The sequence below is a fragment of the Achromobacter sp. genome (assembly GCF_032102605.1).
GTDB lineage: Bacteria > Pseudomonadota > Gammaproteobacteria > Burkholderiales > Burkholderiaceae_B > Achromobacter.
Genome location: NZ_DAMDGT010000021.1, coordinates 14001 through 33373, shown reverse-complemented (window position 1 = coordinate 33373; position 19373 = coordinate 14001). Strand labels below are relative to the sequence as shown.

The 19373-nt window shown below is 65.2% G+C and carries 14 protein-coding genes; 8 read left to right on the top strand and 6 right to left on the bottom strand.

All coding sequences use genetic code 11. The features are described from left to right. Positions 1-13 precede the first annotated feature (13 nt). The gene (gltX, locus tag RT614_RS27520) at positions 14-1420 is read left to right on the top strand and encodes a glutamate--tRNA ligase (RefSeq protein ID WP_313625596.1); all 1407 of its coding nucleotides are present in this window, start codon (positions 14-16) and stop codon (positions 1418-1420) included. A gap of 40 nt (positions 1421-1460) precedes the next feature. Here gltX and RT614_RS27515 read toward each other — a convergent pair whose 3' ends face one another. The 3 genes from RT614_RS27515 to RT614_RS27505 all read right to left on the bottom strand — a co-directional run bounded on the left by RT614_RS27515 (position 1461) and on the right by RT614_RS27505 (position 4354). Beyond that, positions 1461-2660, bottom strand: coding sequence for an MFS transporter (locus tag RT614_RS27515; RefSeq protein ID WP_313625595.1), 1200 nt, complete (start codon positions 2658-2660; stop codon positions 1461-1463). A gap of 98 nt (positions 2661-2758) precedes the next feature. After that, positions 2759-3265, bottom strand: coding sequence for a hypothetical protein (locus tag RT614_RS27510; RefSeq protein WP_313625594.1), 507 nt, complete (start codon positions 3263-3265; stop codon positions 2759-2761). Between the two features lie 204 nt (positions 3266-3469). Next, on the bottom strand, positions 3470-4354 hold the full coding sequence (locus tag RT614_RS27505) for a LysR substrate-binding domain-containing protein (RefSeq protein ID WP_313625593.1): 885 nt from the start codon (positions 4352-4354) through the stop codon (positions 3470-3472). 83 nt (positions 4355-4437) lie between these two features. Between RT614_RS27505 and RT614_RS27500 the strand changes: the two genes are divergently transcribed. Further along, positions 4438-5283, top strand: a complete 846-nt coding sequence (locus RT614_RS27500) for an alpha/beta fold hydrolase (protein WP_313625591.1) — start codon at positions 4438-4440, stop codon at positions 5281-5283. Positions 5284-5366: 83 nt separating this feature from the next. Further along, the gene (locus RT614_RS27495) at positions 5367-6332 is read left to right on the top strand and encodes a tripartite tricarboxylate transporter substrate binding protein (protein WP_313625589.1); all 966 of its coding nucleotides are present in this window, start codon (positions 5367-5369) and stop codon (positions 6330-6332) included. 60 nt (positions 6333-6392) lie between these two features. Here the strand turns inward: RT614_RS27495 and RT614_RS27490 are convergent, their stop codons facing one another. After that, on the bottom strand, positions 6393-6842 hold the full coding sequence (locus tag RT614_RS27490) for an Lrp/AsnC family transcriptional regulator (RefSeq protein ID WP_313625588.1): 450 nt from the start codon (positions 6840-6842) through the stop codon (positions 6393-6395). 130 nt (positions 6843-6972) lie between these two features. Between RT614_RS27490 and RT614_RS27485 the strand changes: the two genes are divergently transcribed. The 5 genes from RT614_RS27485 to RT614_RS27465 all read left to right on the top strand — a co-directional run bounded on the left by RT614_RS27485 (position 6973) and on the right by RT614_RS27465 (position 16746). Continuing rightward, a complete protein-coding gene (locus tag RT614_RS27485) occupies positions 6973-10479 on the top strand; it encodes an indolepyruvate ferredoxin oxidoreductase family protein (protein ID WP_313625586.1) in 3507 nt (1168 codons plus the stop codon). A 305-nt stretch (positions 10480-10784) separates the two neighbouring features. Continuing rightward, positions 10785-13715, top strand: a complete 2931-nt coding sequence (locus RT614_RS27480) for a ribonucleoside-diphosphate reductase subunit alpha (protein ID WP_313625585.1) — start codon at positions 10785-10787, stop codon at positions 13713-13715. Between the two features lie 20 nt (positions 13716-13735). Beyond that, positions 13736-14935: a ribonucleotide-diphosphate reductase subunit beta gene (locus tag RT614_RS27475; RefSeq protein ID WP_313625584.1), complete on the top strand. Its 1200-nt coding sequence runs from the start codon at positions 13736-13738 to the stop codon at positions 14933-14935. Positions 14936-15287: 352 nt separating this feature from the next. Continuing rightward, positions 15288-15998 (top strand): histone H1-like DNA-binding protein, encoded by a 711-nt coding sequence (locus RT614_RS27470; RefSeq protein ID WP_313625583.1) that lies wholly within the window; start codon positions 15288-15290, stop codon positions 15996-15998. A 187-nt stretch (positions 15999-16185) separates the two neighbouring features. After that, positions 16186-16746 carry a YggT family protein gene (locus tag RT614_RS27465; RefSeq protein ID WP_313625582.1) on the top strand — a complete coding sequence of 187 codons (561 nt, stop codon included), beginning with the start codon at positions 16186-16188 and terminating at the stop codon, positions 16744-16746. A gap of 30 nt (positions 16747-16776) precedes the next feature. Here the strand turns inward: RT614_RS27465 and RT614_RS27460 are convergent, their stop codons facing one another. Next, the gene (locus RT614_RS27460) at positions 16777-18225 is read right to left on the bottom strand and encodes a D-alanine--poly(phosphoribitol) ligase (protein ID WP_313625581.1); all 1449 of its coding nucleotides are present in this window, start codon (positions 18223-18225) and stop codon (positions 16777-16779) included. Between the two features lie 16 nt (positions 18226-18241). Further along, positions 18242-19369 (bottom strand): MBOAT family O-acyltransferase, encoded by a 1128-nt coding sequence (locus RT614_RS27455; RefSeq protein WP_313625579.1) that lies wholly within the window; start codon positions 19367-19369, stop codon positions 18242-18244. Positions 19370-19373: the final 4 nt, after the last annotated feature.

Here is a 19373-nt window from a genome sequence, read left to right as displayed (position 1 = left end):
AACATTGCCATCTATGACTTCCAACGCCTCTACTCCCATTCGTACCCGTTTCGCTCCTTCGCCCACGGGTTTCCTGCACCTGGGCGGCGCGCGCACCGCGCTGTTCTCCTGGGCCTTCGCGCGCCACCACAAGGGCACCTTCGTGTTGCGCATCGAAGACACGGACGTCGAGCGCTCCACGCCGGAAGCGGTTCAGGCCATCCTGGACAGCATGGACTGGCTGGGCATGCAGCCCGATGAAGGCCCCTTCTACCAGATGCAGCGCATGGATCGGTACCGCGAAGTCGTGGCGCAGATGCTGGCCGCCGGCACCGCGTATCACTGCTACAGCTCGCCCGAGGAAGTCGAGGCCATGCGCGAGGCTGCCCGCGCTCGCGGCGACAAGCCGCGCTATGACGGCACCTGGCGCCCCGAGCCCGGCAAGACGCTGCCGGCCATCCCCGAAGGCCGCAAGCCCGTCGTGCGGTTCAAGAACCCCCAGGACGGCGCCACGGCCTGGAACGACATGGTCAAGGGCACGATCAGCTTCGACAACACCGAACTGGACGACCTGATCATCGCGCGTCCCGACGGCACGCCCACCTACAACTTCTGCGTCGTGGTCGACGACTGGGACATGGGCATCACCCACGTGCTGCGCGGCGACGACCACGTCAACAACACGCCCCGCCAGATCAACATCCTGCGCGCGCTGGGCGCCACGCTGCCGGAATACGGCCACGTGCCCATGATCCTGGGTCCGGATGGCGAAAAGCTGTCCAAGCGCCATGGCGCGGTCAACGTCATGGAGTACGACAACGAGGGCTACCTGCCCGAGGCCATGATCAACTACCTGGCCCGTCTGGGCTGGAGCCACGGCGACGACGAGCTCTTCTCGCGCGATCAGCTGGTGTCGTGGTTCGACACCAAGCACCTGTCCAAGTCGGCTTCGCAATGGGATCCCAAGAAGCTGAACTGGGTCAACGCGCACTACATCAAGCAGATGGACAATGCCGAGCTGGCCGAGCGCGTCGCTACCCGCGTGGCCGCGCGCGGCGGCCATCCCGAGAAAATCGATCTGCCGGGCGTCATGGGCCTTTTGAAAGACCGCGCGGAAACCCTGGAGCAACTGGCGGAAGGCGCCATGCTTTTCTGCGGCGAATTCAAGGGCGCGCCGGCCGATCTGGCCGAACAGCACCTGACCGCGCCCGCCCGCGAAGCGCTGGCCGACTTTGCGCAGCGCGCCCAGGACACCGACTGGACCCGCGAAGCGCTGTCGGCCCTGATCAAGGCCGTGCTTGCAGACCGTGGCATCAAGATGCCGCAACTGGCCATCCCGCTGCGCGTGGCCGTCACCGGCCAGACCCAGACGCCCGCCGTGGACGCCGTGCTGGCGCTGCTGGGCAAGGAAACCGTGCTCAAGCGCCTGGCTGCGCTGTAATCGGGACGGGTGTCAGATACCGCTCATCGACACCCGCCGCTCAGCCCTGCTGTATCGCGGCCCGCGCCTTCAGCGCCCTGGCGAAGAAGGCGCCCAGCAGCGGCAACAGCACGGCTGACCCGCCGAACAGCGCCGCCGCGCCAATCTCGTCCACCACCGCCCCCGCGAGCGCCACGCCCGCCGCCTGCCCCATGAACAGGCAGGACGCGAACCACGCCACCGCCGTGCCCCGCGCCGACGGCACCATCTGCGTGGCATTGGTCTGCAGCGTCGCGTGCAGCAGGTAATAGCCGAATCCCGCCAGCACGCTGGCCAGCAGGCTCCACATCCAGACCGGGCCCAGCAGGTACGACAGGAACGCCACGCCCAGCACCAGTCCGCCCGCAACGGCCAGGCCGCGCTCGCCCAGCCGCTTGAGGATGCGCCCGGCAACCACGGTGTAGATCAGTCCGCCCACGGCATACACGGCCACCAGCGCCCCGGCGGCGGTCAACGAAATGTCGAAGCGTTCATGCAGATAGGACGGCGCAAAGGCCAGGGCGCCGAACACCAGCAGCCCTTCGACGAACACGGTGGCCAGCACCACCCTCGCCCATCGCGTGCCCAGCACCAGCCGCGCCTGCGAGATAAAGCCCTGCCGGGCGGCGTTGGGATCGACCTGGGCGAAGCCGGTCGCCCGCTGGCGCCGCACTTCCAGATGCAGCAGCACGCCGACGATGAGGTAACCGGCCACGAGCGCGGCGAAGGCCCAGCGCCAGCCGACCGTGTCCGCGAACAGGCCGCCGGCCAGTTGGCCCGCCGACATGCCGAGGATGGTGCCGGTCAGGAAGCGCGCCAGCGTCGCCTGGCGCCGCTCGTAGGGCACGTTGTCCCCGATCCAGGCCATGGACAACGGAACGATGCCTGCCCCCGCCGCCCCCGACAACGCGCGGCAGAGCACCAGCACGTCCAGCGATTCGGCCATGACCGCGCCGGCGCTGCCCAACGCGCACGCCACGGTGGCGACGCTGACGACCCGGTATTTGCCATAGCGGTCGCCCACCGGACCGAAGAACATCTGCAGCACGCCATACGCCACGGCAAACGCCGTGACTGCCCGCGCGGCCTGACCGGTAGTGGTGCCGAATTCCGCCGCCAGTTGCGGCAGCATGGGATCACAGATACGGAAAGCGCTGGCGCTGACGAAGGCGGCCAGAGCAAGCAGCGCGATCGCGCGTGCTTCGGAGGACATGGCGGGCATGGGAAACCGGCGGCGGGGCGTAAGTCGAAGCCCGCACCTTACCGCAGCCCGTCCATCTTGGTGAAGCCGCCGGGCGAAGTGTCCGCCCGGCGCAACGGTCAGTAGGCCAGGCGGTAGCCCGTGGGCATGCGGCGAGCGGTCAGCTGCATGCCGCCGGTCTTAAGCTCGCGCAGTGCGAACTTGGTCTTGTCGACTTTCTCGACGCGGTAGCGGTTCAGGTAGATCGGATCGTTGGCGTCCACGGGTTCGCCAGCCGATTGGGTGGTCCGCATCGTGTAGATGCCGTCCGCCACGCTCCAGCAACCGGTCTCGCGCAGGGCGGGACGCGTCTTGCGGCCGATCTTGAGCAGGGATTCGTAGGACATCGTGCCATCCGCCGACAGCACGATCAGCGACTGCATGTCGCCTGCGACGTCTTTCGGGCGCGAGTTGGACAACCAGGTGCCGATCATAGGATCGCCAGCCTTGGCGGGTTCGCAGGCCACAGGCTTGGCGGCCTCGGCCGGCTTGCCTTCGGTGATGGCGGCGGGTTTCCGGGCGGCGCAGCCGGCCAGGATCAGGATGGCGCAGGCAACGCCTGCCGAACGCAAAAACACACTGCTCATGACTTCCTCAAGACGTCCGCCGACGCGCCGCGCCGATCACACCGGCACATCCCAAGCGCAGCGGACATGACGCACTCTAAAGAGCCGTCCGGGAAGAATCAACGACGATCCGCGCCATGTGCAATTGCGCAACAGTGTTGCCGCGCGCGCGCCCGGCATCCGTCCGAAAACCGCAAAAATGCGTTGGTTTCAAGCGACACCAACCTACCCGCGCAGCGCCTTCGCACGCAGCATTTCTTCCATGCGCGCGGCTGCCGGCGACAAGCTGCGGCCGGCATGCCGGATGATGCCCAGCTCGCGTTCGATGCGCGGTCGCGACAAGGGCACGAACGCCAGGCCGGGCGAGTCCGGCGGCACGCCCAAGCGGGCCAGCACGGTGACGCCCACGCCGCGCTCCAGCATGGCAAGCAGCGACATCATGTTGGACACGAACACCTGCCGGTCCAGCATGAAGGCGGCTTGCGGGTAGCCGGCCAACTGGCGATGCGCCATGGTCCCCACCAAAGGCAGGTCGGCGATCTCGCGCCAGGTCACTGACTTGCGGCCGGCCAGCGGATGGCCGCGATGGCAGACCAGGCCAAACGCATCGCGCAGCAGCGGTTCGAAGGAAAGGCGGCGGTCGCGCGACACCAGACTGCACACGCCCAGTTCAACCTGCCCCGACAGGACCATGCGTTCGACGCCCTCGGAGTTGTCGTCGAAGAGGCGCAGCGCCACGGCCGGGTAGTGCTCGCGATAGGCCGCCACCAGCTCGGGCAGCCAGTGCGTGGCCGCGGAGGCGACCGACGCCATCGCCAGGGAGCCCGCGCCGCTACTGGCCAGCCCCGACAGGGCGCCCGCGACGCGGTCGTGGTGGTCCACCAATTCGCGCGCCAGCGGCACGCAGTCCTGCCCGAAGCGCGTGAGCGTGCCCCGATTGCCGGGCTCGAACAGCGGCTGCCCCAGGCGCTGCTCCATTTCGCGGATGGACAGCGACAGCGCCGGCTGCGACCGGAAGGCTCGGGCGGCCGCTGCGCGGAAACTGCCGAGTTCGGCCACCAGCAGGAAATGCCGATAGTGGGAAATGGACAGGTCGGGAAGCGGACGCATGCGCGGTATATTAGCCAGACTTATCAAACCATATGAAAAATAAATTTTTCTGATCATAAGCCGGCTTCTAAGATGGCCGCAATATGCACACCACCCACACGCCATCGCCCCTCATCACCGCCACGGATCCGCTGGACTTCGGCGCGGCCGACCGGCTGCCCGTTCTCCATGCCGGCCAAGGCCGGCTGTTGATTGGCGCGACACCGCAAGACGACAGGCCCGGCCTGCTGTTCGTGCCGGGCGCCTATCACGGCGCCTGGTGCTATGCGCACTATCTCGATTACTTCGCGAAGGCCGGCCTGGGCTGCGCGGCGTTGGACGTGCGCGGCCATGGCGCGCAGCCCCAGGGCGCCGCCTTCACGTCCGTCGCCATTGCCGACCTGGGACAGGATGTCGTCAGCGCCCTGGACGCGCTGCCAGGCCAGACCGTCGTCGTGGGCCACAGCATGGGTGCGTTGCCGGCGCTGCTGGCCGCCGGGCAGCGCCCCGTGGCCGGCGTGGTGCTGCTGGCGCCCTCGCCGCCCGGCGACCTGCCCGGCGCGCTGGGCCTGCCCGCCGTGCCGCCGGACACCCCGCGCGCTGCGCCCGACGACAGCGAAATCCGTGCGCGCTTCCTGGCGACCACGCCCAACCGCGATGTCAGCGAGGTGGCCCGGCGGCTGTGCGCCGAAAGCCCGCAGGTGCTGAATGACCGGTACCTGCTGCGCGTTACGGTCGGCGCCGAGTCGATCAGCGCCCCCGGCCTGTGCCTGGAAGCCGGACTGGACACGCATGACCGGCATCCGCCTGGCCAGGACCAGGCCATCGCGCGCCGCTACGGCTTTTCACACGCCCGGCTTGCCGGACAGCCGCATTGCATGATGTATGCGGACACATGGCAGGTCAGCGCGGCCGCCATCCTCGGCTGGCATCGCGGGCAATTCGGCTGACCGCGCAGGACGACAACCACAACGACGACCGCAACAACGACCACAACAATAACGACGCGCCCCGGCGCAACCAGGAGACAGACATGAACATTTCCCGCTTGCTGCGCCCCGCCCTCGCGGGCGCCTGCCTGCTGTTGGCCTCGACGTCGCACGCCGCCGGCTGGCCCGAAAAGCCCGTGACCATCATCGTGCCGTCCGCGGCAGGCGGCGCGGCCGACCTGACCGCCCGCACGTTTGCCCAATACCTGGGCGAGAAGACCGGACAGACGGTCGTCGTCGAAGACCGCCCCGGCGCCGGCGGCATCGTCGGCACCAACGCCAGCAAGAACGCGGCGCCGGACGGCTATACCTTCCTGCTGTCCACGAACTCCACCCACTCCGCCAACCAGTTCCTGTACAAGAACCTGCCGTACGACGCCCAAAAGGACTTCGAGCAAGTGGGCATGCTCGGCACATTCGGCACGGTGGGCGTCGTATCGCCGGACAGCCCGTACCGCACGGTGCCCGAACTGGTGGAGTACGCCAGGAAGCATCCCGGCGACGTCTTCTTCGGCTACTACAGCTCGTCCTCGCAGGTGCCGTCCGAACTGTTCAAGCAGCGCGCCGGCGTCAACATCACGGGCGCGGCCTACAAGAACATCACGCAGATCATCACGGACCTGCGCGGCAAGCAGATCGGTTTCGCCTTTGTTGATTACCTGACCGCCATGGGCCAGATCGACGGCAAGGGACTCATCCCCATCGCCGTGACCGGCGCGCGACCCCACGATGCCTGGCCCAGTGTGCCGACCATGGCCACGTACTACCCGGATTTCGTCGTGGCGGGCTGGCTGGGCCTGTCGGCTCCCGCGCGCACGCCCCCGGAAATCGTCGCGCGCATGAACGCCTACCTGCAGGCGGCGGTCAAGGACGAGGCCACGTCGGCCAAACTGCGCGCGTTGGGCCTGACCCCGGAGTCGATGGATGTGGCGCGTTTTGACGCCTTCGTGAAGGAGGACACGGCGCGTTGGAAGGAATGGATCCGCATCTCCGGCATCCAGCCCCAATAAACCTGCGCGACCTTCCCCGCGCGGCGCGTCCTCTATATATAGAGAGGACGCGCGTTGCGCCTACAGCGGCAACCGCTGTTCGTGCTTGATCTCGCGCAGCGCCACGATGGTGCGCGTCTGCCGGATGCCCGGCATGTTGAACAGGAACCGATGCAGGAAGCGGTCGTAGGCTTCGGGACTTTCGACAAGGATCTTCAAAAGGAAGTCCGAGTCTCCGGTGACCGCGTAGCACTCCAGGATCTCCGGCGCGTCCCGCACCGAACGTTCAAAATTCTCTACCGTGTTGGCGGAGTGCCGCTCCAGGCTGATCTGCGCAAACATGCAGCCCAGGCCCACCTTGCTGCGGTCCACCTGGGCGGCGTAGCCCTGGATCACCCCGCTCGCCTCCATTGCCTTCACCCGTCGCCAGACCGGCGCGGCGGACAGGCCGACCTTTTCTGAAAGCTGTTGCGCCGAGGCGCGGCCGTCCTCCTGCAGGGCCTTGAGGATGCCGATATCGGTCTTGTCCATGCGTTTGTCTCCTGTTTTTTATGGCACACGAAATGTTCATTGCGAATTATAGGGATAGCACGATCCAAAAACGCAATAAACCCGATGCCTGGCGAACCTATCATGGTGCGAAAGACGAGGAGCATTCACTATGGACGGTACCCCCGCCGCCGCCCCCCCGCTGGACCTTGAGTACCAGCTTGCCGACAACCTCACCCGAGAGTCCGGCCGCATTTTCCTGACCGGCACCCAGGCCCTGGTGCGCATGATGCTGACCCAGCGCCGGGTGGACCGCGAGCGCGGCTTGAATACCGCCGGGTTCGTGTCCGGATACCGGGGATCGCCGCTGGGCGGGGTCGACATGGCCATGTGGAAGGCGCAGAAAGCGCTGGATGCCAACCAGATCAGCTTCCTGCCCGGCATCAACGAAGACATGGCGGCCACCGCCGTCATGGGCACCCAACAGGCCGGCGTGCGCGCCGACCGCAACGTCGATGGCGTGTTCGCCATGTGGTACGGCAAGGGCCCCGGCGTGGACCGCGCCGGCGACGCCCTGCACCACGGCAACGCCGCAGGCGCGTCGCGCCATGGCGGCGTGCTGGTGGTGGTGGGCGACGACCACACCGCCGTGTCGTCGTCCATCCCGCACGCCAGCGAAGCGTCGCTGATCGGCTGGCAGATGCCGATCGTGCACCCGACGTCGATCGACGAATACGAGACCTTCGCGCTGTGGGGCTGGGCCCTGTCGCGCCATGCAGGCACGTGGGTCGCGTTCAAGGCGGTGTCGGAAACCATTGAAAGCGGCCACTCCTTCACCCCCGCACCCATTCAGTCCTACGACATGCCGGCCGATCCCGACATGCCGCCCGAGTCGCTGGAATACTCGGCGCGCGACTTCCTGTCGCTGGCTGTCGAAGCGCGGATGAACCTGCGCATGAAGGCGGTCGCGGCGTTCGCGCGCCGCCACAGCATCGACAAGCTGACCTGTCCCGCGCCCAAGGCCACGGTGGGCATCGTCACGGTGGGCAAGGCGCATCTGGACACCCTGGAGGCTTTGTCGCGCCTGGGCGTGGATACGGTCACGGCAAACGCCCCGGTGCGGATCTACAAACCCGGCCTGACGTGGCCGATGGACACGGGCCGACTGCTGGAGTTCGCGCGCGGCCTGTCGCACATCCTGGTGATCGAGGAAAAAGGCGCCGTCGTCGAAAGCCAGATCAAGGACCTGCTTTTCAATTTGCCCGATCGGCCCACGGTGATCGGCAAGAAGGGCCTGGACGGCGAATCCCTGGTGCCGTCGGCCGGGCAGCTGCGCCCCTCGCTGCTGGCCGCTCCGCTGGCAGGCTGGCTTTCACGCGCCGCCGGGCTGCCGGTCAGCCGTGACGTGTCGGCTTTCGAATGCCAGGCTCCGCTGTCCAACGACGCCGACGGGATGCGCCGCCGCCCCTATTTCTGTTCGGGCTGTCCGCACAGCACGTCGACCAAGGTGCCGGAAGGCAGCCAGGCGCTGTCGGGCGTAGGCTGCCACTACATGGCCGCATGGATGGACCGCGATACCGGCGGGCTGACGCAGATGGGCGGCGAAGGCGTCGACTGGATCGGACTGTCGCGCTACACCAAGATGCCGCACATCTTCCAGAACATGGGCGAAGGCACTTACTACCACTCCGGCTACCTGGCGATCCGGCAGGCCGTGGCCGCACGCGCCAACATTACGTACAAGATCCTCTTCAACGACGCGGTGGCAATGACGGGCGGACAGCCGGTCGATGGTCCGATCTCGGTGCCGCAGATCTGCCAGCAACTGCGTGGGGAAAACGTGGCGCGCATCGTCGTCACCAGCGATGAGCCCGAAAAGTACCAGGGCGTGGACCTTGGCCCGGGGATCAACGTTCATCACCGCCGCGAGCTGGATGCGCTGCAGCGCGAGCTGCGTGAAATTCCCGGCGTGACCGTGCTGATCCACGACCAGACCTGCGCGGCCGAAAAGCGCCGCCGCCGCAAGAAGAACCAGTTCCCGGACCCGGCGCGCCGCATGCTGATCAACAGCGCGGTGTGCGAAGGCTGCGGCGATTGCGGCGTGCAGTCCAATTGCCTGTCCGTCGTTCCGCTGGAAACGCCGTACGGTCGCAAGCGCGCGATCGACCAGTCGAGCTGCAACAAGGATTACTCCTGCGCCGAAGGTTTCTGCCCCAGCTTCGTGTCCGTCATGGGCGGCAAGCCCAGGAAAAGCGCAGCGCCCAAGGCAGACCAGGAACGCCTGCAACGCCTGATCGCGGAATTGCCCGAGCCCGAAGCTCCCGGGCTGGACCATCCTTATCGCCTGCTCGTCGCGGGCATGGGCGGCACGGGCGTGATCACCATCGGCGCCATCGTGTCGATGGCCGCGCACCTGGAGGGCCTGTCGGCCGCGGTGCTGGACCTGACCGGCCTTGCGCAGAAAGGCGGCACCGTCGTCAGCCACATCCGGCTTGCGCCCCCGGGCGCTTCCGCAGGACCCGTGCGCCTGGACTGGCAGCAGGCCGATGCGGCGATCCTGTGCGATCCGGTGGCGGCTGTGGCGCCGGATTCGCTGGGCGCCCTGCGCCGCGGCCACACGAAGGTCACGGTGAACACCTACGTCGCACCGGTGTCCGAATTCACGCGCAATCCCGACGCCGCCATGCGCCCCGAAGCCCTGCTGGCCAAGATCCGGCACGCTGCGGGCGATACCCACACGGCCGCCATCGACGCGCACGAGGCGGCGCTGGCGCTGTTCGGAGACAGCATCCTGTCCAACATGTTCATGCTGGGCTATGCGTGGCAGCGCGGCGGCGTTCCGCTGTCGCAAGCCGCCATCTACCGCGCCATCGAACTGAACGGCGTGGCGGTGGCAGCCAACCGCGCGGCGTTCGACAGCGGCCGCCTGGCGGCTCACCAGCCGGACGCGCTGGAAGGCGCACTGCGCCCGCGCGCGCAGGTCGTGCAGCTGCACGTGCCTGAAACTTTCGAGCGCGCGGTGGCGCGCCGCATCGAAGACCTGACGTCCTATCAGGACGCGGCGTATGCCCGCGCCTACCAGGACATCGTCGAAGCCGTCGCGGCTCGCGAACGGGAGCTCGCTCCCGACGCAAAATCCCCGCGCCTGGCGATGGCGGTGGCCCGCAGTCTCTTCAAGCTCATGGCCTACAAGGATGAATACGAGGTCGCGCGCCTGTACACCGGCGAAGCGTTCCAGGCTCAGTTGCAAGGCCAGTTCGAGGGCGATTACAGCCTGCGCTTCCATATGGCGCCCCCCATATTCGCGCGCAAGGACCCGCGCACCGGCGTGCCCCGCAAGATGACGCTGGGCCCGCGCACGATGTCGGCACTGAAATTGCTGACGCGCTTCAAGGGGCTGCGCGGCACCTGGTTCGATCCCTTCGGCCACACCGCCGAACGCAAGATGGAGCGTGGGCTGATCCGGGAGTACCGCCAGACCATAGACCAGCTACTTGTGGGGTTGACCCGGGACAAGCTTTCGCAAGCAGCTACAATCGCCGCCCTGGCAGAAAACATTCGCGGGTTTGGCCACATTAAGGCCGCGAACGTCGAGAAGTACCGGACCGAATTGGCGCGTCTGATGCAGAGCTATATGGCGCCTGCCCCGCACGCCATTCCTCTGCGGAAAACCGCATAAAAAGCCGGTCTGAGTGGTCACTGACCTGGGCGCGCCTTGCGGGGCGCGCCTAGTGCATTTGGTTACAATCTTTTGAGGGATTCGTTTCATCTTCTTCTTGTCCCTGTAAACCTCGATCACTAGAATTAGTGTCCAACGAGGGGTGCTACACTATATCTTGTGGTCGCCTAAGCGCTGATTCCCGCCGGCCACGCCTTACGGACTAGCCCGTCCGGACGTTGCGACCCCCATTACCAGATCCCATTTCGTACCAGACATGACGTCGTCATGTCGTTATCTACGCGCTTTTACGCACAGGAGCTTCCATGCAGACTACGATCGCCTCTGTGACCCGGCCCTCGGCCGTGCCGCCCTCTCAATCTGATTCCCCTGCTGACGCCAATGGCGGAAAGTGGGCCAGCTACAACATCATTCGCCGCAATGGCTCGGTCGTGGGCTTCGAGCCCAGCAAGATCGCCATCGCCATGACCAAGGCCTTCCTGGCCGTCAATGGTGGACAGGGCGCCGCGTCCGCGCGTGTGCGTGAACTGGTCGAATCGCTGACCAGCCAGGCCGTCAACGCCCTGGTGCGCAACCGCCCCAACGGCGGCACCTTCCACATTGAAGACATCCAGGACCAGGTCGAACTGGCCCTGATGCGCTCGGGCGAACATGACGTCGCGCGCGCCTATGTCCTGTACCGCGAGAAGCGCACGCAGGAACGCGCCGCCGCCGCTGCTGCCGAAAACCAGCAAAACGCTGCCGCCGCTCCGCAAGAACACGTGCTCAACGTCACCGACGGCGGCGTGCGTCGCCCGCTGGATCTCGCCGAACTGCGCTCCACCATCGTCGCCGCCGGCGAAGGCCTGTCTGAATTCATCGACGCCGAAGCCATCCTGAAGGAAACGGTCAAGAACCTGTACGACGGCATCCCCGTCGACGAAGTGTTCAAGTCCGCCATCCTGTCGGCGCGCGCCCAGGTCGAAAAGGACCCGGCCTACAGCCAGGTCACCGCCCGCCTGCTGCTGCACACGATCCGCAAGGAAGTGCTGGGTGAAGAAGTCTCGCAAGACGGCATGGCCACCCGCTACGCCGAATACTTCCCCACCTTCATCGCCCGCGGCATCGAAGGCGGCCTGCTGTCGCCCGAACTGGCCAACTATGACCTGACCAAGCTGGGCAAGGCGTTGAACGCCAAGCGCGACCTGCAATTCGGCTACCTCGGCCTGCAGACGCTGTACGACCGCTACTTCCTGCACATCCGCGGCACCCGCATCGAGCTGCCGCAGGTGTTCTTCATGCGCGTGGCCATGGGCCTGGCGCTGCGCGAAACCGATCGCGAAACGCGCGCCATCGAGTTCTACGAGATCCTGTCCTCGTTCGACTTCATGAGCTCGACGCCCACGCTGTTCAACTCGGGCACGCTGCACTCGCAGCTGTCGTCGTGCTACCTGACCACCGTCTCCGACGACCTGGAAGGCATCTACGACGCCATCAAGGAAAACGCCCTGCTGGCCAAGTACGCCGGCGGCCTGGGCAACGACTGGACTCCGGTCCGCGCGCTGCGCAGCCACATCAAGGGCACCAACGGCGAAAGCCAGGGCGTCGTTCCGTTCCTGAAGGTCGTGAACGACACGGCCGTCGCCGTGAACCAGGGTGGCAAGCGCAAGGGTGCGGTCTGCACGTACCTGGAAACGTGGCACCTGGACATCGAAGAATTCCTGGAACTGCGCAAGAACACCGGCGACGAGCGCCGCCGCACGCACGACATGAACACGGCGAACTGGATTCCCGACCTGTTCATGAAGCGCGTCATGGAAGGTGGTGAATGGACGCTGTTCTCGCCGTCCGACTGCCCCGACCTGCACGACAAGTACGGCCGCGCCTTCGAAGAAGCCTACATCGGCTACGAAGCCCGCGTCGCCAGCGGCGAGCTCACGCTCTTCAAGAAGATGCCGGCGCTGACGCTGTGGCGCAAGATGCTGTCCATGCTGTTCGAAACCGGCCACCCGTGGATCACGTTCAAGGATCCGTGCAACATCCGTTCGCCGCAGCAGCACGTGGGCGTGGTGCACAGCTCGAACCTCTGCACCGAGATCACGCTGAACACCAACGAATCCGAAATCGCGGTTTGCAATCTGGGTTCCGTGAACCTGGTTGCTCACATGAAGCCGGCTGCCGGCGGCGGTTTCGAACTGGACCACGACAAGATCAAGCGCACGGTCAGCATCGCCATGCGCATGCTCGACAACGTGATCGACATCAACTACTACGCCGTCGACAAGGCCCGCAATTCCAACGCGCGCCATCGTCCGGTGGGCATGGGCATCATGGGCTTCCAGGATTGCCTGCAGATGATGCGCGTGCCTTACGCATCGCAATCCGCCGTTGAATTCGCCGATCGCTCGATGGAAGCCGTGTGCTATCACGCCTACTACGCATCGAGCCTGCTTGCCGAAGAACGCGGCCGCTATCAATCGTACGAAGGCTCGTTGTGGTCGCGTGGCATCTTGCCGCAAGACACGTTGAAGATGCTGCGTGAAGAACGCGGTGGTCATGTCGACGTTGATGAATCGAGCACGCTCGATTGGGATACGTTGCGCGCGCGCATCAAAGAACACGGCATGCGCAACTCCAATTGCATCGCAATCGCCCCAACCGCCACTATTTCCAATATCATTGGCGTATCTGCGTGCATCGAACCCACTTTCCAGAACTTGTACGTCAAATCGAATCTCTCCGGCGAGTTCACGGTCGTTAACGATTACCTCGTGCGTGACCTGAAGAAACTCGGTCTCTGGGACGAAGTCATGGTCGCCGACCTCAAGTACTTCGACGGCAGCCTGTCCCGCATCGATCGCGTACCTTCCGAACTCCGCGAACTCTACGCCACCGCGTTCGAAGTCGAACCGCGCTGGCTGGTTGAATGCGCGTCGCGCCGCCAGAAGTGGATCGATCAAGCCCAGTCGTTGAACATTTACATGGCTGGCGCATCGGGCAAGAAGCTGGACGACACCTACAAGCTGGCATGGACGCGTGGCCTGAAGACCACGTACTACCTGCGCACCCTTGGCGCCACCAGCGCCGAGAAGTCCACGGGACGCGGCGGCGAACTGAACGCCGTCAGCGCAGGCACCCCGTCCACGGCCTCCGCCGTTGCCGCAGCACCTGTTTTGCCGGAACCCGAAGTTCTCGGGGCGGTTTGCACCATGCGGCCGGGCGACCCCGGCTTCGAAGAGTGCGAAGCCTGCCAATAACCGCCTCCGGAGAATGAATCATGATTAATTGGGACGACGACACCATCGCAACGCAACCTGCACAACCGGCCGCCCCCGCGGCGGGCGGGCAGGCTGCGCCCGAAGTCCGGGAAGCGACGGGCGTGTTCGGCGACACCGCCATGCCCACGCCTGCCGCGCCTGAACACGCGGCTGGCCTGTCCGCCAGCGGCTCCGCAACCTCGCAGCGCGTCAAGGTTGCCGACAAGCGCATCATCAACGGCCAGACCGACGTCAACCAGCTTGTGCCTTTCAAGTACAAGTGGGCTTGGGAAAAGTACCTGGCTACTTGCGCCAACCACTGGATGCCGCAAGAGATCAACATGTCGCGCGACATCGCCCTCTGGAAGAACCCGAACGGGCTCACCGAGGACGAGCGCCGCATCGTCAAGCGCAACCTCGGCTTCTTCGTGACCGCCGACTCGCTGGCCGCCAACAACATCGTGCTGGGCACCTACCGCCACATCACGGCTCCTGAATGCCGCCAGTTCCTGCTGCGCCAGGCATTCGAAGAAGCCATCCACACGCACGCCTATCAATACATCGTCGAAAGCCTGGACCTGGACGAAGCCGAGATCTTCAACGCTTACAACGAAGTTCCGTCCATCCGCGCCAAAGACGAGTTCCTGATCCCGTTCATCGACGCGATCGCTGACCCCAACTTCAAGACGGGCACGCCCGAAGCCGACCAGACGCTGCTGAAGTCCCTGATCGTCTTCGCATGCCTGATGGAAGGCCTGTTCTTCTACGTTGGCTTCACGCAGATCCTGGCGCTTGGCCGCCAGAACAAGATGACCGGCGCGGCCGAGCAGTACATGTACATCCTTCGCGATGAATCCATGCACTGCAACTTCGGCATCGATCTGATCAACACCGTCAAACTGGAAAATCCGCATCTGTGGACGCCGGAATTCCGCGAAGAAATACGAGAACTCTTCCGCAAAGCGGTCGAACTCGAATACGCTTACGCCGAAGACACGATGCCGCGCGGCGTGTTGGGCTTGAACGCACCCATGTTCAAGTCCTACCTGCGCTTCATCGCGAACCGTCGTTGCCAGCAAATCGGTATCGAACCGCTGTACCCGCAGGAAGAAAATCCCTTCCCGTGGATGGCGGAAATGATCGACCTTAAGAAGGAACGCAACTTTTTTGAAACTCGCGTGATCGAATATCAAACCGGTGGCACGCTGAGCTGGGAGTAAAGCAGTTCGCCATCAAGCCCGGCGCGGGCACGCCCTTCCACATCGGATGGCGCGTCGCGTTCGCGACAGGCTTGGTGGCAATCTCCTTGGTCAGGGTGTCTTCGAACACGTAGAACAAGCGGTTGGCGGCCTGTGATCAGGCTGCCTACCGGCGCCATTTGAAATGGCTCGCGCCAAAGGAGCGGGGGCCATATCAAATGGCTGTGCCGAATTCATTAGCGCAAACCGTAGTAGCTGTTGCTCGCACAGAACAGCGGCATGCGCCGATGAATAGCCCGGGCACGGTCCGCCTTGTTGGCGGGTCGAGGCACGGGTTTAAGTTCTGGGACCCCTGAACCTAAGGAGCATGACCATGGCAACAGCCAAGAAAGCCGTAAAGAAGGCAGCGGTGAAAAAGCCCGCCGCCAAGAAGGCAGCAGCGAAGAAGGCCGCTCCGGCCAAGAAAGCTGCCGTCAAGAAAGTCGCAGTGAAGAAAGTCGCAGCCGCCAAGAAGCCGGCCGTGAAGAAGGTTGCCGCCAAGAAGGCTGTCGCCAAGAAGGCCCCGGCCGCCAAGAAGGCAGTTGCCAAGAAAGCCGTAGCCAAGAAGGCTGTCGCCAAGAAGGCCGTTGCCAAGAAGGCAGTTGCCAAGAAGGCCGTCGCCAAGAAGGCTGTAGCCAAGAAGGCAGTTGCCAAGAAGGCCGTCGCCAAGAAGGCAGTTGCCAAGAAGGCCGTCGCCAAGAAGGCGGTTGCCAAGAAGGCCGTCGCCAAGAAGGCCGTTGCCAAGAAGGCTCCGGCCGCCAAGAAGGCCGTTGCCAAGAAGGCCCCGGCCGCCAAGAAGGCTGTCGCCAAGAAGGCCGTAGCCAAGAAGGCCCCGGCTGCCAAGAAGGCTCCCGCCGCCAAGAAGGCTCCTGCTGCCAAGAAGGCGCCTGCCGCCAAGCCGGCTGCTGCCGCGAAGAAGCCCGCTGCGAAGAAAGCCGCTCCGAAGAAGCCCGCCACGCCGCCCACCACGGCTGCTGCCCCGGGCGCGAAGACCGCGCTGAACCCCGCCGCGTCGTGGCCCTTCCCGACGGGCGGTCGTCCCTAATCGGGACACGCCGAAGCGTTAGCTTCATCAGAGCCGCCTGGTTTTACCGGGCGGCTTTTTTGTTGCCCGCGCTTTGCACCATCCAAAAGGCTGACCCGGGCACCGGGCATTCCGCACTAGGACCTCGCGCAATTTTGACGCGTGGCCGTGCGACAATTGACTCCTCTTTTTTGGGGTGATCGCGTCCATGCTCGGTGAAATCTTCCGCTTCCTTCTCGAAATCGTGTTCACGCTGTTCGGCGCAGCGCTGATTGCCCGCGCCTGGATGCACGCGATACGGCTCCATCCCTTCAACCCGTTGGCGCGCGCAATCTATGGCGCCACCAACTGGCTGGTGATGCCGCTGCGCAAGATCATTCCCGCAGGCAACAAGATCGACTGGACCAGCCTTGTCTGCGCATGGCTTTCCGCGCTGGTGTATCTGGTGCTGCTGTGGCTGGTGGCCATCGGCGCGCTGATTCCCGCTGCGCTGCTGCCCGCGGCGATGGGGTCGGCGCTGATCATGACGGCCAAATGGGCGCTGAACCTGGTGGTCTGGCTGACGCTGATCCAGGCCGTGCTGTCGTGGGTCAATCCGATGGCGCCGATGATGCCGCTGCTGCAATCGCTGACCGCACCGCTGCTCGATCCCATCCGCCGCATCCTGCCGCGCACGACGATCGACTTCTCGCCCCTGATCCTGCTGATCGTCGCCCAGGTCCTGCTGATGGTCCTGGCCCGTCTGAGCTACGGCATGATGGGCGTGTAGTACGCCGGGCGGATGACGCCCGGCCCTGGTCTAGACCGGAATGGCGGTGTAGATCTCGATCAGCTTCTTGCGATCGATCTTGTGGTTGTTCGACATCGGCAGCGCCTGGCAGGCAACCAGTTCGGAAGGCACCATGTAGGGCGGCAGGCGCTCGGCCAGCTGCTCTTTCCAGCCGGACAACGCGTCCGGCGCCAGCAGGGCTGCCTCATTGCCCAGGGATTCCACACCCGTCACGAAGCCGATCAGGCGCACCGCCGTGCCGTCAGGCCTGCGCAGTACCGCGCAGGCGCTGCCCTCCACGCCCGGCAGGCCATGCAGGGCTTCGTCGATCTCGGCCAATTCGATTCGATAGCCGTTGAGCTTGATCTGGTCGTCCATCCGGCCGCGGCAGAAGAGCAGGCCGCCCTCCTCCATCAGACCCAGGTCGCCCGTGCGGAAGGCGCGCCGGCCATCGTCGTAGGTATAGAGCTTGGCCTCGTTCAGGTCGGCGCGATTCAGGTATCCGCGCATGACGTGGTCGCCCACGATACAGATTTCGCCCTCATCCACCAGCAGTACGCTGTCCGGCTTGGCGTGCCCGACCGGCAGGGGATCATGCGCCGCCAGCACCGCGTCGGTCACTTCGATCCATGTCGTGGCCACGGTGGCTTCGGTCGGACCATACGTGTTCAGGATGACGGCGCCGGGGAAGCGCTGGCGCAGCTTCTTGGCCAGCGCCGCCGGCAGGGGCTCGCCGCAGAAGAGGAAGGTCTCAAGTGTCGGCAGCGACGCCGGGGAAAAGTCGCGGTTGGCCAGTTGCTGGTGCGCGAAAGACGGCGTGGACACCCACACCGTGATGCCATGCTCGGCCAGCCGCGCCATCCACGGACCCGGAGCCGCAATCTGCTCGCGCGCATTGAGCACGCAGCTTCCGCCGGACGCCAGCGTGGCAAATACTTCGTACATGGACAGGTCGAAGCTGAACGGCGCCTGGTTCATGAACACGGGCGCATCGCCCAGCCCGAAGCTGCCCAGCATCCAGTCGCCAAGCAGGCCGACGCTTTCGCGGCCGATCTGCACGCCCTTCGGATCGCCGGTGCTGCCGGACGTGAACATGACGTAGGCCAGGCCGCGCTCCTGCAACAGGGCGCCATCGCCCGGCGTGAACGTGCCCGACGCCGCGTCATACACGGCCGCCGCGCGCACGATCTCCACGATGCGGCGCAGGCGTTCCGCGGGGTAGATGGTATCCACCGGCACGAAAGGCGCGCCGATCAGCAGCGCGCCCACCATGGCGACGAAGAACGAGGCTTCCTTGTGGCCGTAGATGGCCACCGGCATGTCGGGCGCAACGCCCTGCGCGCGCGCCTGGTCCGCCCAGGCGATCGCCTCGGCGCGCAACTGCGACCACGTCAGGCTGCGGTCGGCGGCGGCCACGGCAAGGGCGTCGGGAGCGCGTCCGTCCTCGACGAACTGGAATGACTTCAAATCGAAACGCATGCCGAAGCTCCCGGCGTCAGATGGGACTGCGGCCGCTGAAGACGTAGAGCGCCAGCGCAGCCAGAATCAAGGTAAGGACGCGCCCCAGAAAGCGCATGACGGGCTGCGCCAGCACCGCCTGCAAGGCAGGCCGCGTGCGCGCCGCGTTCAGCAGCAGGTTGTGACCGACCGAGTACGCGCCGAACATCAAACCGCTGACGATGTAGTGCAGCGACAGACCGTTCCACACGCCCATGGCCAGCAGGGTCGCGAAGATGCCGATGTTCTGCGCCGCCAGGCGGTGGCGCCCAAAGAAGCTTGTCTTGCTCAGGGCCTTGTAGATGGGCATGAACACGACGTCGCGCAGCCATTCCGACAGGCTGATGTGCCAGCGCCGCCAGAAATCCTGCGGGTTCAGCGTGGCAAGGGGATTGCGGAAGTTGATCGGCAGCGTGAAACCGAACAGCATGCCGATGCCGATCGCCATCGTCGAGTAGCCGGCGAAGTCGAAGAACAGGTAGGCGCTGTACAGGCCGGCGTTCAACGCCACGCCGGTGAACGAATAGTCGTGCGCGTCCAGCGTCGCCAGGCCGTACCGCCAGATGAGTTCGGCCACGCCGAACTTCTGGATGACGCCCAGCATGATGAGTTCCAGGCCGGTCAGCCACGTATTCAGGTTCACGCCTTCGTATCCGCGCTTCAGGTCCGCCTGGAAGGCGCGCCAGCGGTACATCGGTCCGGCCAGCAGCGTCAGCGGGAAGAACAGGTAGATAAAGTAGTCGAGCGGCGACACGCGCTCGTTGCGCGGCGCGAACAGCAGCACGTCGATGGCGCGGAAGGTGGCGAAAGACAGCCCGAGCATGGCGCCCAGGTGCGACACGCCCGTCTTCACCAGCAGCAGCGGGGTCATCGTGATGATGACCGCCAGCCACGTGGGGATGTAGTTGCGGCGCATCGCCCACAGCGCGCCGCCCGAAATGGCCAGCAGCGCGATGGGCTGGTAGGGCCGCGTCCAGAACACCGCCATCCACACGCCCAGACAGATGACGCCGATGATGTGCCGGTAACCGATGCGCAGCGGCATGCCGGATGACCGGTATGCGACCAGACCCAGGCCGCCGAACAGGGCGCCGCCGAAAAAGCTCAAGCTTGCGAACAATTCCATGCTG

Excerpts from the sequence above, each read along its gene's own strand:
- gltX (WP_313625596.1), top strand. The coding sequence starts at position 14 with ATGACTTCCAACGCCTCTACTCCCATTCGTACCCGTTTCGCTCCTTCG.
- RT614_RS27515 (WP_313625595.1), bottom strand. The coding sequence starts at position 2,660 with ATGCCCGCCATGTCCTCCGAAGCACGCGCGATCGCGCTGCTTGCTCTG.
- RT614_RS27510 (WP_313625594.1), bottom strand. The coding sequence starts at position 3,265 with ATGAGCAGTGTGTTTTTGCGTTCGGCAGGCGTTGCCTGCGCCATCCTG.
- RT614_RS27505 (WP_313625593.1), bottom strand. The coding sequence starts at position 4,354 with ATGCGTCCGCTTCCCGACCTGTCCATTTCCCACTATCGGCATTTCCTG.
- RT614_RS27500 (WP_313625591.1), top strand. The coding sequence starts at position 4,438 with ATGCACACCACCCACACGCCATCGCCCCTCATCACCGCCACGGATCCG.
- RT614_RS27495 (WP_313625589.1), top strand. The coding sequence starts at position 5,367 with ATGAACATTTCCCGCTTGCTGCGCCCCGCCCTCGCGGGCGCCTGCCTG.
- RT614_RS27490 (WP_313625588.1), bottom strand. The coding sequence starts at position 6,842 with ATGGACAAGACCGATATCGGCATCCTCAAGGCCCTGCAGGAGGACGGC.
- RT614_RS27485 (WP_313625586.1), top strand. The coding sequence starts at position 6,973 with ATGGACGGTACCCCCGCCGCCGCCCCCCCGCTGGACCTTGAGTACCAG.
- RT614_RS27480 (WP_313625585.1), top strand. The coding sequence starts at position 10,785 with ATGCAGACTACGATCGCCTCTGTGACCCGGCCCTCGGCCGTGCCGCCC.
- RT614_RS27475 (WP_313625584.1), top strand. The coding sequence starts at position 13,736 with ATGATTAATTGGGACGACGACACCATCGCAACGCAACCTGCACAACCG.
- RT614_RS27470 (WP_313625583.1), top strand. The coding sequence starts at position 15,288 with ATGGCAACAGCCAAGAAAGCCGTAAAGAAGGCAGCGGTGAAAAAGCCC.
- RT614_RS27465 (WP_313625582.1), top strand. The coding sequence starts at position 16,186 with ATGCTCGGTGAAATCTTCCGCTTCCTTCTCGAAATCGTGTTCACGCTG.
- RT614_RS27460 (WP_313625581.1), bottom strand. The coding sequence starts at position 18,225 with ATGCGTTTCGATTTGAAGTCATTCCAGTTCGTCGAGGACGGACGCGCT.
- RT614_RS27455 (WP_313625579.1), bottom strand. The coding sequence starts at position 19,369 with ATGGAATTGTTCGCAAGCTTGAGCTTTTTCGGCGGCGCCCTGTTCGGC.